This is a genomic window from Vibrio sp. 2-Bac 85 (assembly GCF_037546705.1).
Classification (GTDB): Bacteria; Pseudomonadota; Gammaproteobacteria; order Enterobacterales; family Psychromonadaceae; genus Psychromonas.
Map to the genome: position 1 here is coordinate 269689 of NZ_JALAAB010000001.1, position 15260 is coordinate 284948.

General features: G+C 38.7%; 12 protein-coding genes. 11 read left to right on the top strand and 1 reads right to left on the bottom strand.

The genetic code is table 11. From position 1 onward, the window contains the following. Positions 1-2 precede the first annotated feature (2 nt). The 3 genes from MT390_RS01195 to MT390_RS01205 are packed head-to-tail and all read left to right on the top strand — an operon-like array spanning position 3 to position 4061. Positions 3-1595 carry a gamma-glutamyltransferase family protein gene (locus tag MT390_RS01195; RefSeq protein WP_499439129.1) on the top strand — a complete coding sequence of 531 codons (1593 nt, stop codon included), beginning with the start codon at positions 3-5 and terminating at the stop codon, positions 1593-1595. Next, positions 1585-2817 carry a pyridoxal-phosphate-dependent aminotransferase family protein gene (locus MT390_RS01200; protein WP_499439130.1) on the top strand — a complete coding sequence of 411 codons (1233 nt, stop codon included), beginning with the start codon at positions 1585-1587 and terminating at the stop codon, positions 2815-2817. Before MT390_RS01195 ends, MT390_RS01200 begins: the two co-directional genes overlap by 11 nt. Positions 2818-2828: 11 nt before the next feature. Then, complete coding sequence (locus tag MT390_RS01205; protein WP_499439132.1) at positions 2829-4061, top strand: allantoate amidohydrolase; 1233 nt, start codon at positions 2829-2831, stop codon at positions 4059-4061. Between the two features lie 130 nt (positions 4062-4191). Here the strand turns inward: MT390_RS01205 and puuE are convergent, their stop codons facing one another. Beyond that, entirely contained in the window at positions 4192-5124 is a 933-nt protein-coding gene (gene puuE, locus MT390_RS01210; RefSeq protein ID WP_499439134.1) for an allantoinase PuuE, read from the bottom strand. Between the two features lie 795 nt (positions 5125-5919). Between puuE and MT390_RS01215 the strand changes: the two genes are divergently transcribed. From MT390_RS01215 to MT390_RS01250, 8 genes are all read left to right on the top strand, one after another. Beyond that, positions 5920-7356 (top strand): uracil-xanthine permease family protein, encoded by a 1437-nt coding sequence (locus MT390_RS01215; protein WP_299666641.1) that lies wholly within the window; start codon positions 5920-5922, stop codon positions 7354-7356. Positions 7357-7765: 409 nt separating this feature from the next. Further along, a complete protein-coding gene (locus MT390_RS01220) occupies positions 7766-8893 on the top strand; it encodes a permease (protein ID WP_499439136.1) in 1128 nt (375 codons plus the stop codon). 139 nt (positions 8894-9032) lie between these two features. After that, positions 9033-9326, top strand: coding sequence for an ArsR/SmtB family transcription factor (locus MT390_RS01225; protein ID WP_166368408.1), 294 nt, complete (start codon positions 9033-9035; stop codon positions 9324-9326). 316 nt (positions 9327-9642) lie between these two features. Then, complete coding sequence (gene otnI / locus MT390_RS01230; protein ID WP_499439139.1) at positions 9643-10419, top strand: 2-oxo-tetronate isomerase; 777 nt, start codon at positions 9643-9645, stop codon at positions 10417-10419. Positions 10420-11404: 985 nt separating this feature from the next. Next, positions 11405-12244 carry a 5-dehydro-4-deoxy-D-glucuronate isomerase gene (gene kduI, locus MT390_RS01235; RefSeq protein ID WP_166368424.1) on the top strand — a complete coding sequence of 280 codons (840 nt, stop codon included), beginning with the start codon at positions 11405-11407 and terminating at the stop codon, positions 12242-12244. Positions 12245-12275: 31 nt separating this feature from the next. After that, complete coding sequence (locus MT390_RS01240) at positions 12276-13256, top strand: TRAP transporter substrate-binding protein (protein WP_166368426.1); 981 nt, start codon at positions 12276-12278, stop codon at positions 13254-13256. 55 nt (positions 13257-13311) lie between these two features. Continuing rightward, positions 13312-13857 carry a TRAP transporter small permease gene (locus MT390_RS01245; protein WP_499439141.1) on the top strand — a complete coding sequence of 182 codons (546 nt, stop codon included), beginning with the start codon at positions 13312-13314 and terminating at the stop codon, positions 13855-13857. Further along, a complete protein-coding gene (locus MT390_RS01250; protein ID WP_499439142.1) occupies positions 13857-15164 on the top strand; it encodes a TRAP transporter large permease in 1308 nt (435 codons plus the stop codon). Before MT390_RS01245 ends, MT390_RS01250 begins: the two co-directional genes overlap by 1 nt. The last annotated feature ends 96 nt before the right edge of the window (positions 15165-15260 follow it).

Here is a 15260-nt window from a genome sequence, read left to right on the forward strand (position 1 = left end):
CGATGACATTTCAAACTTCATTTACCGCACCACATTACAAAGCAGCACAAGCCGGACAAGCAGTATTAGATGCCGGCGGAACGGCTAGCGAAGCAATGGTGGCAGCAGCGGCGATGGTGTCAGTGCAATATCCACACATGAATAGTATTGGTGGAGATGGTTTCTGGCTAATTTGTAAAGCAGGAGAAAAACCGGTCGCAATTGATGCCTGCGGTGGTGCAGCGCTAAATATTGATGTGGAAAGTTACCGACAACAAGCGGATGAATTACCAGAAAGTGGTGGTAAATCAGCAATAACTATGGCGGGTACAGTTGCAGGTTGGCAACAAGCTCTTAAGCTAGATAGCAGTGCGCTCAATGGTAAAGCGATGCCTTTAAATAGGCTACTTAAACCTGCTATTGATGCCGCTGAACAAGGAATTGAAATCACCCAAAGTTTGGTTGATGCCAGTGAAAAAACGCTGTCTCGTTTAAGTCATTTAGCTAATTTTGCAGCGCGTTTTTTGGATCAAAATGAAGTCTTAAAAGTAGGTGAAAGCCTCATTAATCAACCATTGGCAGATACCTTTAAACATTTAGCTGAGAAAGGTTTAGATGACTTTTATCGAGGTGAGCTTGCCAAACAAATGTCGGATGAACTTGCTGATGCCGGCAGCCCGTTAACGTTGAATGATTTTAACCAGTACCAAGCCACGGTATCAACGCCGTTAACGGTGGATATCTCTAAGGGTAGTTTATATAACTTAGATGCACCCACTCAAGGTTTAGCGTCATTATTAATCTTAGCAATTTACGACCGTTTAGTGGATCAAGTGACCTCTGAAGTTGAACATATTCATCTGTTAGTAGAAGCAACTAAACAAGCCTTTATCATTCGCGATCAGCAAATCACCGATCCCGCGTACCTAGATGTACCTTTGCAGCAATTATTAAATGACGATGTGATAAAAAAATGTGCCGCTAATATCTCTTTTGAACAAGCATTACCTTGGCCACATGTCGCAAAACCCGGTGATACAGTATGGATGGGAGCATCGGATCAATACGGCACCATGGTCAGTTTTATTCAAAGTATTTACTGGGAGTTTGGTTCAGGCGTAGTACTACCAAGCAGTGGTATTACATGGAATATTCGCGGTAAAAGTTTCAGCCTTGACGCAAATCATCACAACGTACTTGCTGCAGGTAAAAAACCATTCCATACCTTAAATCCAGCCTATGCAGAGCTCAAGGATGGACGTCGTTTTGTTTACGGTTCAATGGGCGGTGAAGGACAACCACAAACGCAAGCTTGTTTATTTAGCCGCCACCTTTATCAAGGCATAAGTTTAGCGGCTTCAGTTTCAAAACCTCGTTGGTTGCTGGGGAGAACTTGGGGTGACAGCAGCAATAACTTACGAGTAGAAAATCAACTTTACAAACAACACGGTGCCACCTTAAGAGCACTGGGTCACGATATAACAATAGTGGCTGATAATAATGAATTAATGGGGCACGCAGGTGCCATTATGCTCGATAAAAACGGGAAAGCAGCAGCAACTAGCGATCCTCGTAGTGATGGGCAAAGTTTACTTGGAGAAAAAAATGACCACTAAATCCCTATTTGAAACACTTAACCCGCCAGTTCGTTTATTAATGGGGCCGGGACCAATCAATGCGTATCCACGTGTTCATCAAGCTATTTCTAGTGCATTAATCGGTCAATACGATCCGGTCATGACAGGTTACATGAATCAAGTGCAATCCCTATACCGTGGAGTGCTTGAGACCGAGAACCAACAAACGATGTTAGTTGATGGTACTGCACGTGCAGGCATCGAAGCGGTATTGGTTTCCATTTTACAACCTGGCGATAAAGTATTAATTCCAGTGATTGGCCGCTTTGGTCACTTATTGTGTGAAATTGCACAACGTGTTGGTGCCGTTGTTAAAACCATCGATATTGAATGGGGTGAAGTTTGCTCGCCAGAATTAGTAGAACAAGCGATTAAAGAGTTCCAACCAAAACTATTAGCAACGGTACAAGGTGATACCTCTACCACCATGAATCAACCGCTTGCTGAAATAGGTGAAATTTGTCAACGCCATGGCGTTTTATTCTACTGTGATGCAACTGCCTCTATTGCAGGCAATGAACTGAAGATGGATGAGTGGCACTTAGATGCAGTTTCAGTTGGACTACAAAAATGTTTAGGTGGTCCATCAGGCAGCGCGCCTATCAGCCTAAGCGACCAATGTGCAGAAGTTATCAACCGTCGTAAACACGTTGAAGCAGGAATTAAAGCAGACCATCATACTGCCGGTACCGATATTAGAATTCAGTCTAACTATTTTGATTTAGCCATGGTAATGGATTATTGGGGGCCAGAACGTTTAAACCACCATACCGAAGCCACCAGCATGTTATATGCAGCACGAGAATGTGCGCGTATTTACCTTGAAGAAGGCAGTGAAAATGTTATTGCTCGTCATAAACAAGCTGGTGATGCAATGGCAATGGGCTTGAAAGCAATGGGATTAACATTGTTCGGTAATCAACAATTTAAAATGAATAACGTGGTCGGTGTTTATATTCCAGATGGCATTGACGGTGACAAAGTACGACAAGAGTTATTGTTATGTTTTGGCATTGAAATTGGTACTTCCTTTGGCCCTCTACATGGCAAGATCTGGCGCATTGGAACGATGGGCTTTAACGCTCGCCAAGAGTGTGTGTTAACAACATTAGCGGCACTAGAGTCGATCTTATTAAAATACAAAGCTGGCATTCAGCCTGGTCAAGCAGTCACTACTGCAATGCAGTATTACACTGTTTAAAAGGAGCCTTTATGTCCCAGACTACAACAAATGACGGTGCGCAAAAAATCATGCAATGGGCGGATCACCTCGCCACATTCACAGCAATACAAGGCGGTTTGCTTCGTGCTTATTTAACAGCAGAGCATAAACTAGCGCATCAACAAATTGAACAGTGGATGCAACAAGCGGGCCTACAAACTTGGGAAGATAGTGTCGGAAACCAATGGGGACGTAAGCTATCAGCTAATCCAACATTACCCACTGTATTAATAGGTTCACACAGTGATACCGTAGCCAATGCGGGTAAATATGATGGTAACTTAGGTGTCCTGCTTGCAATTGAAGCAATGGCGCAATTAATGGATCAAGAACTGCCCTTTCATGTTGATATTGTTGCCTTTGCAGATGAAGAAGGAACACGATTCAATACCACTCTGATTGGATCTAGTGCAACTGCCGGCTGCTTTAAGCCAGAATGGTTAGCCATCACTGATAACCAAGGCATTAGCATGGCACAAGCGATGACTGATTTTGGTTTAGACCCGATGCGAGCAGGGCAAGATAAGCGCAATGCCGATGATATCTTAGCGTATTTAGAAGTACATATTGAGCAAGGTCCGGTACTAGAAGATCTCAATTTACCGGTGGGAGTTGTGACTGGTATTGCCGGTGCAAAACGCTATCAATTCAAACTTAAAGGCATGGCTGGCCATGCTGGCACAGTACCCTTAGCGTTACGTAAAGATGCTATGTCAGGTGCCGCACAAATGATTGGTATGATTGAGCAATTTGCCTTTGACCATGGCATTGTCGCTACCGTTGGGCGCTGCGATGTGTTTCCCGGTGCAGTGAATGTGATTGCAGGTGAAGTACATTTCACCGTCGATATTCGTAGTCAATCTCAGTCAACATTAGAGAGTTGTTGTGAAAAGCTATTACAGAATTTAGCTGATATTGCCGATAAACGTCAACTGACCTTAACACATGAAAAACTTTACCAAGCAGAAGCAGTTTTATGCAGTGATGATCTACAACAAAAATGGGGTGAAGTGGTTGAAAAGCACACTCAAAAAACACCTTGTTTTCTATCAAGTGGTGCAGGCCATGATGCCATGGTGATCACCAATATTGCAGATATCGCAATGTTGTTTGTACGCTGTGAAAAAGGCATTAGCCATAACCCTAGAGAACAGGTGATGGTTTCCGATGTCGCCGTAGCCCTGGACTGTTTAATCGATATGCTTAAAAAACTTGCTGCGTAAACTTTTTTATTCCTAGATTCGCATAGCAAAAAAAGAGATAAAACAGAGATAAAAAAGAGCACTTAAATACCTTATTTAAGTGCTCTTTTATTTCAATACAATAACTAAAACTTTAATAAACTCAAATACACTAGTCGCGACAAGGATGGTTTGTTATCCAATGCTGTGCAATCTCATCACGTCGTGCAACCCAAACATCATCATGTGACTGTACATAATCTAAAAACTTCTTCAGCGCCATAAAACGACTTGGCTTCCCTATTACTCGACAATGCAAACCAATGGATATCATTTTAGGTTTGCTGTCACCTTCAGCATATAGACAATCAAAGCTATCTTTTAAATATTGGAAAAACTCTTCACCATGGCTAAAGCCATAGGGAGAAGAAAAACGCATGTCGTTGTTATCTAACGTATAAGGAATGACTAAGTGTGGACGAGTTTCCTCTCCATCTTCATCGCTAGGTACTTGCACCCAAAAAGGAAGATCATCACCATAATAATCAGAGTCATATAACATGCCTCTCTGCTCTGCAACCAAACCGCGAGTATTAGGTGAGTCACGCCCTGTATACCATCCTAGTGGACGCGATCCCGTCAGATCTTCGATGATATCCAATGCTTGATGCATATGCTCACGTTCTTCTTCAATCGGCGTATGTTGATAATGAAGCCACTTTAAACCATGACAAGCGATCTCATGACCATCTTCAATGATCGCTTGGGTCACTTCTGGATTACGCTGTAAAGCAGTTGCTACGCCAAAAACAGTTAGTGGTAAATCACGTAATTTGAATTCGTTAAGAATACGCCACACACCCGCTCTAGAACCATATTCATATAATGATTCCATACTCATGTGACGCTCTGGATAAGCTTCAGCACCCGCGATTTCAGACAAAAAGGTTTCAGAGTGCGGGTCACCATGCAACACACAATTCTCCCCACCCTCTTCATAGTTGAGCACAAACTGAACCGCTATCTTAGCGCCATTAGGCCAATTTGCATCGGGCACATTATCTCTTCCATAACCGATGTAATCACGAGGATTATTGATACTCATTTATTAACCTTCCTTAGTTTTATTATTTTCTAGATTCGCATAATAAGTTTGCTTTATTTATTAATACCATAGCTTATAAAGATTTATAAGGTCTGGTTTTATTATAGAGACTCTTTTTGCTGTTCGCCGGTCATGATAGTCGGCACCACTGACATACCAACACGTAGTTGGAAATCTTTGCTTTGTGCTTCAGCAATAATAAAACCGGCTGAATATAAGCATCGTTTATAAATTGACTACTCGAATCGAATTTAGGCTTATAAGCTGAAGTGCAACGAAGATAGTTGCCTCACGACTTCCCCACTAGGTGCTGATTCCTCACACTATTTTAAATATAAGATGTCGTTATAACATTCGATAAGGGCTAACCATTTAAGGAGTAAATACTTATTTTTATACCTGTCGAGGCACATTAACGAAGTTGATTCTTATAAAGATCAATATATTACACTTTGTATTGATGTCCGTGTTAGCTATCAATAACGCATCTTTCATTGGTAACGGGTATAAGATGCTATGTAAATATACATTACCAAGCATAACTAAGGTTGTACAAAACCATGGTAACAAGTGAACACTATAAAAAATAAACTTCCAATAACCTGCTCAATTAAAGTGCAACTAGTGCACCAAAAATGTATTAACTGCATTTACTATTTTTCACATTTAAACGGATAAAAACTTTAATTCATTGTTTTTAAATGATTTTATAAAACCCTCTTTAAGTGGCACGATCGTTGCAAAAATTAACTTACAAGTTCCAATCGTTCCACATAATGCATAGGGAAATACAAGATGAGTGACGCTTCAGAGTTAATTTACGAGCTCGATGATAATCCATCGCGCAAAGAATCTTTTTTTGCAGCCATACAGCATGTATTGGCTAGTTTTATTGGCATCATTACCCCCACCTTAATCATTGGTGGAGTGTTGGGTTTGGGAGAGGAGATCCCTTATTTAATATCGATGGCGTTAATGGTGTCTGGTGTAGGCACCATCATTCAAGCTAAGAAACCAATGGGTATTGGCGCAGGCATGATCTGTGTGCAAGGCACAAGTTTTGCTTTTTTAAGCTCAGTATTAGCAGCCGGATTTATTGCAAAAGCAAATGGAGGTGGTCCAGATCAGATCTTATCGCTTATTTTTGGTGTTTGTGTTCTAGGTGCCTTTGTAGAGATTGCTGTCAGCCAGTTTTTAGAAAAGCTAAAACGAGTGGTTACTCCTGTGGTTACAGGTACTGTGATCACGGTTATTGGCATTAGTTTAATCAAAGTAGGTTTTACCGATTTAGCCGGTGGACAGTGGTTATTAACCAATAAACCAGAGCTTTTTGCGAGTTTTGATAACTTATTTTTAGGTGTATTAGTGATGGCAAGTATTATTGTTGCACATAAATACGGTAACCAATGGGTGCGTTTATCCTCAATTATCATCGGCATGTTGGTAGGTATGGCTGCTGCGGTATTAATGGGCAAAGTTAATTACAGTGCTATCGGTAATGTAGAGACACTAATTAGCATACCTGTTCCTTTTAAATACGGCTTCTCTTTTGATTTAGCTGCGTTTATTCCTGTTGCGCTTATCTACCTGATTACTGCGATTGAAACATCTGGTGATATTACTGCCAACTGTATGGTATCAAAACAACCTATCAGCGGAGCCTCTTACCTTAAACGTATTAAACAAGGTATCTTAGGCGATGGTGTTAACTCATTAATTGCGGGCATATTTAATACTTTTCCAAATACTACCTTTAGCCAAAACAACGGAGTAATACAATTAACGGGTATTGCTAGCCGCTTCATTGGTGTTTGGATTGGTATGATCTTAATTGTGATGGGTTTGTTTCCTCATATTGGCGCTTTATTTCGTGCAGTTCCTAACTCTGTTTTAGGTGGTGCAACCATTATTATGTTTGCAACCGTTGCCATGGCTGGAGTAAAAATATTAACTCATGTGGAATTAAATAGAAAAAATATGCTCACCTTAGCCGTTTCATTTGGGATGGGATTAGGCGTGTTATTAGTACCGCAAGTGGTTAATACTGTTGCCGTAAATATTGGTGGAGATTTAGGTGCGATAGTAAAAAGTATCTTTGGCTCACCAATCACTGCGAGTGGGTTAACGGTTGTATTTTTAACGCTATTTTTAGGTGAATACCCTGAAAAATATAACCCTATTATTCAAGACTTTCCGATTGATGAAGAGATGCCACAACAAGTGAAAAATTAAATTTTCAAAAAAATAACATAAAAAATTAGCTCACCATTTTTCTTAATGCACACGTTGCTGCAATTAATACAGAAATGGTGAGTTTTTCTTTAAATTACTCGGCAAAGTTATCTCCCTGCCAACTACCTTCTACAATAAAGATCACACTATCCTCTACAATAAAGTTCAAAAATTTACGAAATACCCTCGGTAGTCTGTAGCAATTAATATGAATATTCTCGTTATCATTCAGGGTACTAAAATCAACATTCGATAATATAGATTCAAGCTTCACTTTTCATTTCCTAACTTCATTACTCCATCACCTTGCCACCCTATCATTTCGATAAATCCAGAACAATAGTTTGACATAAACCTCAAACCGACATATATTTCGAATAATCCAGAAATAACGAACAAAGGTAAGTAAATGAGTCCAGAAATATTAACAATGGCCAAAGAGGCCTTAAATATGTTTGCTTTTTTAGCGACAGAATTGATCATTCTTTTTTTAGCAATCAGCTATTTAGTCGGGGTATTACAAGAATTTATTACGCCACAAAAAATTCAATCAATTTTAAGTTCACGTAATGGCAAGGGTTACATTATCGCCGCCCTATTAGGGTCGATTACCCCCTTTTGCTCTTGCTCAACCATCCCTTTTTTAAAAGGCTTACTCAGAGCAAGAGCTGGTTTTGGACCAATGATGGTATTTTTATTCTCTAGTCCTTTACTTAACCCTGTCATTATTGGTCTTTTTGTCATTACTTTTGGCTTTAAAGTCGCCTTATTTTATTTTCTTATCGCTATTATTGTAGCGGTCACTGCTGGCTTTGTATTAGAAAAATTGGGCTTTGAAAGGTATGTAAAACCGGAAGCTTACGAAGCGCTAAAAAGTGATAAGCCTTGCAGTAGCGCAAAAAAAGAAACGGCCACAAGTTCTTGCAGTGGCGATAGCGATGACACTAACAACAGTGATATTGATAACAATAACAATAACAATAACAATAACAAAGCAGTGCAGAACAATGCCTGTGCAAGCGCCGCTACCAACACTGTTACCAAAAACACTCAGAAGAATAGTTCCTGTGCAGTAGATGCAGCGGTGACTTCGGACTGCGGCAATAATGTTAAGCCTAAAAAAGAAGATAATCGTTGGTTACGTATTTGGTTATCAACTTGGAAAGATTTCAAGCAAGTTTTTCCTTACTTATTAATTGGTATTTCATTAGGGGCTTTTATTTACGGTTTTATGCCAACAGATTTAATTGCAGAGTACGCAGGGGAAGGCCATTGGTACGCAACTCCTATCGCAGCCGTTATTGGTATCCCACTTTATATTCGAGCTGAAGCGGTTATTCCTTTAAGTGCGGCATTAGTGGCAAAAGGTATGGCGCTAGGCTCTGTGATGGCACTAATCATTGGTAGCGCAGGTGCAAGCTTAACTGAAGTTATCCTGTTAAAATCTATTTTTAAAAACCAAATGATTATTGCTTTTCTTGCGGTGATCTTAGGTATGGCGATGGCTGCCGGTTATCTTTACTCTTTTCTGTTTTAGAATAAAGCAATCAGGTCGTTTATAGTCGGCCTGATTGTCCCACCTTTTAATGACTAATGATTGGCACTCTCTAAGATTTCCAGTAATATCGAAATGTATAAAATGAAAATCTAACCTATTAAATAGAAAAGGTAAAATAATGGATATTGATGTTGTAGCTAAAGCATTAAAAGAGTTAGGTCACCCAACACGTTTGAGTATTTATAAAAGCGTCGTTCGAGCAGGTTATCAAGGTATCGCGGTGGGCAGCTTACAAGAAAAGCTAGCAATACCCGGCTCTACCCTATCGCATCACATATCCAGCTTGCTTTCAGCAGAACTTATTTCGCAACGCCGTGAAGGACGCACACTTTTTTGTGTCGCCGAATATAAAAAACTACAATCAGTCATTGGATTCTTACAAGATGAATGCTGTATTGATGAAAACAGTTAATATGCATGTGCCGTTCAAGATAATGCAATTAAAGGATTCACCCTTTATTACGTGATGCGTATAGGCGAATTGCGTGTATCCCTTAATACTGAACAGTGGCGCCATAAATTGCACCATAATCATTAAATTTTCTGATCAGCATCGTACATCTTAATTGCAAATCATCGCCCTATTATTACTGAGACTGATTTTTAGATACTGTTAATAATGCTGAAGAGTTACAAGAAATGGCACAATTAGCATTGTTATTAACAGGCAATCCAACTCGTTACCCAACAGATGCAGAAGTAACAGATTTAAAAGAGAGAGGAAAATAATGTCTAAATTTGCAGCAAACCTAACCATGCTTTTTACTGAAGTTCCATTTTTAGAGCGTTTTGAACGCGCACATAATGCAGGCTTTAAAGCAGTTGAATATTTATTTCCCTATGCCTTTGATGTCGATATTTTAGCAGATAAACTACAACGATATGGCTTTGAGCAAGCACTGTTTAACATGCCTCCTGGCGACTGGGATGCTGGTGAACGTGGTTTTGCAGCAATACCTGGACGCGAACTAGAATTTCAAGAAAGTGTTAAAACAGCGCTAACGTACGCTAAAGCACTTAATTGTAAAAAAGTGCATGCAATGTCAGGCATTGTTGATCCACGCTTTACACGTGAACAACATACAACTACTTTCATTAATAATATCCGTTTTGCTGCAGATGCTTTTGCAAAACAAGGTATTGAACTGATGATAGAACCATTAAATACACGCGATGCACCTAATTATTTTATTGCACATCAGCGACAAGCTGCAGATTTAATTAGGCAAGTTGAGCGTACTAACGTGAAGCTTCAACTGGATCTTTACCACGCTCAAATCATGGATGGTGATCTTACACACCTTATTAATGATCTTGCTGATGTTACTGGCTATATTCAAATTGCCTCTATTCCAAGTAGAAATGAACCTTTCGAAGGTGAAATCAACTATCCACACTTATTTACAGTGCTGGATGACTCTGGATATGACGGTTGGATTGGTTGCGAATATAACCCTAAAAATACAACAGAAGAAGGTTTGGACTGGGTTAAACCTTACTTATAAACGTCCAATAGCAAGCTAGCCAAATGACCGAACAAAAGTGGCTACTAATTTATTTAGTGGCCACTTTAAACTTGTTTAAAAGTAAGTTCAAATAGGGGTTCACCATAGATGGTAGATTAATAGGTATTTTCCTCGGTATCGTGGAATGATGCTAATGATCATAAAAATACGTATCCCATTAGCACTAGCAATGTTTGCCGCGAATCTTATTATGGGACTGTTTACTGATATAACACCACTGATTGGTTAACCCAATCAAAGCAAAGGTTGCTATTGTATTAAGCGGTAATGACCTGTTCATCACTTTGGTGCAGCGGTAAGTATGCTTTGGATAAAAGAAAAATATCCAGCAACGTAATCACCTGCTATTGCTTAATGTTTTTATAAAAGGTCTAACAATGTTAGACCTTCTTATTTCATCACTACCTAGTTTTTTCAACGCTTTATTATATTTCTTCTAGATTAAATAAGTACTTGCTACTTAATAACTCAATCCTTTTAACTATCTATATCTCAATAACAGTTAAATCCTATTTGTACCTCACTACTTCCAACGACAAAACAAGTTGGTTTACCTTTTTTAAGTTTTTTTTCCTTGTATTACCCCCCCTCATTTTCACAAAAATTTATTTGAAGAACAAAAAAGTTAAAGACAGGAAAATTAGATAATAAAAAACAATAAGTTAAAAGCAATTACAAAAAATAATAAAACAAAGTAATAAAAGTTATTTTTTGAAACAACGTTTCAATTAAGTTCAATTATTAGATCCCTGTCAAAAATAAAACAAATTGACAACCAATAACATTGATTGGTTAACAATACTGCCGTATTGTACTCACAGACGACTAATTATTAGACGATTAAAATATTTGAATAGCGTTATTTCAGTTACGAATTTTGATGATTTTAATTGTTGCTAACAATAAGAAAAATGCAGCAACTTAATATAAATCAAAGTATTAACGAACTTCACAAGGTGTAAAAATGCATATTAATTATAATAGTAATCCAGTAGACGCAAAAACGTACGATACCACGCGGCTTCGAGATGAGTTCTTAACCGAAGAGATGTTTAAAGATAATGAAATTGTAACTGTATACAGCCATATTGATCGTATTGTGGTAATGGGAGTCTCACCTAAAAACAATAACTTAGTATTAGATGACTTTATTAATAATAAAGATTTTGGTACCGATTTTTTTCTTCAGCGTCGCGAGTTAGGAATGATTAACCTCGGTGGTAAAGCGGAAATAACAACCAAAGAAAAAGTTTATACGTTAAAGCATAAAGATGCTTTATATCTGGGTCAGGGCAATGAAAATATCGTATTTAAATCTTTAGAGAGTGAATCCCCCGCTTTATTATATTGTATTAGCGCACCATCTCACCATATTCATCCTTCTCGCATTATTCGTCTTGAGGATGCAAAGGTCGTAGATTTAGGTGATCAAAGCAATGCAAATGCACGCTGTATTAATCAATACATTCATCCTGATGTTTTACCTACCTCACAGTTATCAATGGGACTAACTTCATTAAAAGCTGGCAGTGTTTGGAACACCATGCCTCCTCATACCCACGAACGTCGTATGGAAGCTTATTTCTATTTTGATATTAAACCACAACAGGTGGTATTTCACTTCATGGGTCAACCGCAAGAAACTCGCCATATTGTTGTTAGAAACCATCAAATGGTGCTATCTCCAAGTTGGTCAATTCACTCAGGATGTGGAACACAAAATTATAGTTTTATTTGGGGAATGCTAGGTGAAAATCTTACATTCGATGATATGGATTTTGTTGATATGAACAAAATTCGTTAATTTTTTATTAATAATGACACGGAGTACAATTATGTCTAAGTTTAAAGTATTAACCCTTGCTACCACTATTGTCGGTGCACTTGGCGTTTTTTCAATGGCGAATGCTGCAACGGAAATAAAAGCAGCCTTCAACCAATCAGATAAACATCCCCAATACACAGCCCTCAACGATTTTGGAAAAAAATTCGCCGAAGCAACTGACGGTCGCTATAAATTGAATATTTTCCCAAATGAATTACTGGGCGATCAACGCGCATCATTAGAATTGGTACAAAATAGTGCAATTCAAATGGCTATAGTTGCTAATCCGCTGGTTGAAAACTACAGTGCAGATTTTGGCATTATTAGCCTGCCATACATATACAGTGGCTATGACCACCAACAAAAAGTATTCACTTCAGGTGTATTAGATAACCTATTCAAACAAACCACGCCAATGGGTTTTGAAGTATTAGCTGCATACACTGGTGGTGCTCGTAGCATGTACACTAAAGAAGGCCCTATCAATACGATTGCAGACATGAAAGGCGTGAAAACGCGAGTGATGCAATCTGACACCATGATTAAGACTCTTTCATGCATGGGTGGCCAAGGCGTTCCAATGGGACAGGGTGAAGTTTACTCAGCAATTCAACAGGGTGTACTTGATGGCGCTGAAAACAGTGAAATCACCTACTACGACCTTAAACAATATGAAGTTGCCCCATTTTATTCAGCGACCCGCCATTTAATGGTGCCAGACTTAGTGATTGTGAGTACTGACTTTATTAATTCAATGTCAGAACAAGATCGAGCTACTTTTAGACGTCTAGCCAAAGAAAGTACTGCTGCTGAATTTGATTTATGGAAGAGCCAAATCAAAGTATCTAAAGAAGCAGCACAGAGCAAAGGAGCTAAGTTTAACGAAGTTGATATCACTCAATTCCAAAAAGCATGTACTCCACTTCAACAAGAGTTAATCAAAACTGCCGCTCAAAAAGAGTTATACAACAAAGTTATTGCTCTGCGATAATTATTTGAGAAATAAGGTCAGGAAAACACTGACCTTATTTTTTCAGGATTAAATTATGCCAAATAATAAATTAAACCGCTTAGTTTCAGTGTTTCAGAAACTTAAATTCGGAATCGATAAAATACTTTCAATTTTTTTAATCGCACTGATGGGATTAATGACCTTACTGGTAACCTATCAAGTCATCGTTCGCTATGTTTTTGATAACCCTAGTGCTTTTAGTGAAGTTGCCTCACGCTACCTATTTATTTGGATGATTCTATTTGGAAGTGCCTATGTTTTTGGATTACGCGAACACATGGCGATCACCTTCATTAAAGATAAATTCAATAAAAAGACACGCATTATTGTTGAAATGTTTATTGAGCTAATCATCGTTATCTTTGCTTATACCGTGATGATTACAGGTGGTTATAACGGCTCTATGCGCCAAATGTGGCAGCTTGATTCTTCATTACAGATCCCAATTGGTGTCATTTATATCGCCATTCCAGCATCTGGAGCAATCATGTTATTTTATTTTATTTGTCATGAAGTGGGCTTTGTTAAACAACTAGCAGACTTAAAGCACGATCAATCACAGCAACGAGGTAATTTATAATGGATATAGCATTAACTGCTTCGCTAATTATGTTTATCGGTGTTGTGGTCCTATTAATTATAGGTGTGCCGATAGCAATGAGTGTGGGAATTTCATCGTTGGCAGCGATGGCAACTATTCTCCCTTACAACGGCGCGTTAACCACGTCTGCACAACGTATGTTTGTTGGCTTAGACTCCTTTGCTTTGCTAGCAATACCTTTTTTTATTCTAGCCGGTAACCTAATGAATAATGGTGGGATTGCAATACGACTAATCAACTTTTCAAAAATTGTGAGCGGCTTCTGTCCCGCAGCCCTTGCACAAACTAATGTAGTATCTAACATGTTATTTGGTTCAATTAGTGGCTCTGGTGTTGCTTCATGTGCAGCTGTCGGTGGCATTATGAGTCCAATTCAGAAAAAAGAAGGTTATGATCCTAAGTTTAGTACCGCGGTAAATATTGCTTCAGCACCAACGGGAATGCTAATACCACCAAGCAATGCTTTGATCGTATATGCAACGGTTGCTGGTAGTGTTTCTATATCTGCATTATTTCTAGGCGGTTATGTGCCCGGTCTTCTGTGGGGACTTGGTGTGATGATTGTGGCTGGAATAATGGGAAAACGTCGAGGATATATCGGTAAGCATTCAATGACACTTAAAGAGTGTATTAAAGTAACCATTGATGCCATTCCTAGTCTGTCATTAATTGTCGTTGTGATTGGAGGCATTCTAGGGGGAGTATTTACTGCAACAGAGGCTTCCGCAATCGCCGTTGTTTATTCAGTTATATTGGGATTTTTTTATCGACAACTTAAAGTTAAAGATTTACCAGAAATCCTTTTAAGCACAGTAAAAATGGCTTCGATTGTTATATTTATGATTGGTACATCTTCAATAATGTCTTGGGTGATGGCCTTTACACAAATACCAGGTATGATCGCAGATGGCTTACTTTCACTAACCGACAATCCTATATTAATACTATTAATTATTAACTTAGTGTTATTATTTATCGGTACTTTTATGGACCCAACACCTGCAGTATTAATTTTCACTCCCATTCTCTTACCCATTTGTATGGACTTAGGAATGCACCCAGTACAATTTGGTATTTTGATGGTATTTAATCTATCTTTAGGGACTATCACGCCACCCGTTGGGCCGATCTTATTTACGGGTTGTAAAATAAGCGGTATCAGTATTGATTCGGTTATCAAAACCTTATTACCATTCTTTTTAGTTATCTTCTTGGTACTCATGTTAGTAACATACATTCCAGCTATTTCAATGATGTTACCTACGGTGGCAGGCCTAATAATGTAAAAGGTGAAGTAAGCAAGTAGAAGCAGTTTTGTTGCTGAGTGAGTGTGATGGACAGTACCTCACTCAGTGACATTTTTTAATTTAAAGTAATTAAAT

Coding starts and splice junctions, on each gene's coding strand:
- puuE (WP_499439134.1), bottom strand. CDS start 5,124: ATGAGTATCAATAATCCTCGTGATTACATCGGTTATGGAAGAGATAAT.
- MT390_RS01225 (WP_166368408.1), top strand. CDS start 9,033: ATGGATATTGATGTTGTAGCTAAAGCATTAAAAGAGTTAGGTCACCCA.
- MT390_RS01245 (WP_499439141.1), top strand. CDS start 13,312: ATGCCAAATAATAAATTAAACCGCTTAGTTTCAGTGTTTCAGAAACTT.
- MT390_RS01250 (WP_499439142.1), top strand. CDS start 13,857: ATGGATATAGCATTAACTGCTTCGCTAATTATGTTTATCGGTGTTGTG.
- MT390_RS01240 (WP_166368426.1), top strand. CDS start 12,276: ATGTCTAAGTTTAAAGTATTAACCCTTGCTACCACTATTGTCGGTGCA.
- otnI (WP_499439139.1), top strand. CDS start 9,643: ATGTCTAAATTTGCAGCAAACCTAACCATGCTTTTTACTGAAGTTCCA.
- MT390_RS01200 (WP_499439130.1), top strand. CDS start 1,585: ATGACCACTAAATCCCTATTTGAAACACTTAACCCGCCAGTTCGTTTA.
- MT390_RS01195 (WP_499439129.1), top strand. CDS start 3: ATGACATTTCAAACTTCATTTACCGCACCACATTACAAAGCAGCACAA.
- MT390_RS01215 (WP_299666641.1), top strand. CDS start 5,920: ATGAGTGACGCTTCAGAGTTAATTTACGAGCTCGATGATAATCCATCG.
- MT390_RS01220 (WP_499439136.1), top strand. CDS start 7,766: ATGAGTCCAGAAATATTAACAATGGCCAAAGAGGCCTTAAATATGTTT.
- MT390_RS01205 (WP_499439132.1), top strand. CDS start 2,829: ATGTCCCAGACTACAACAAATGACGGTGCGCAAAAAATCATGCAATGG.
- kduI (WP_166368424.1), top strand. CDS start 11,405: ATGCATATTAATTATAATAGTAATCCAGTAGACGCAAAAACGTACGAT.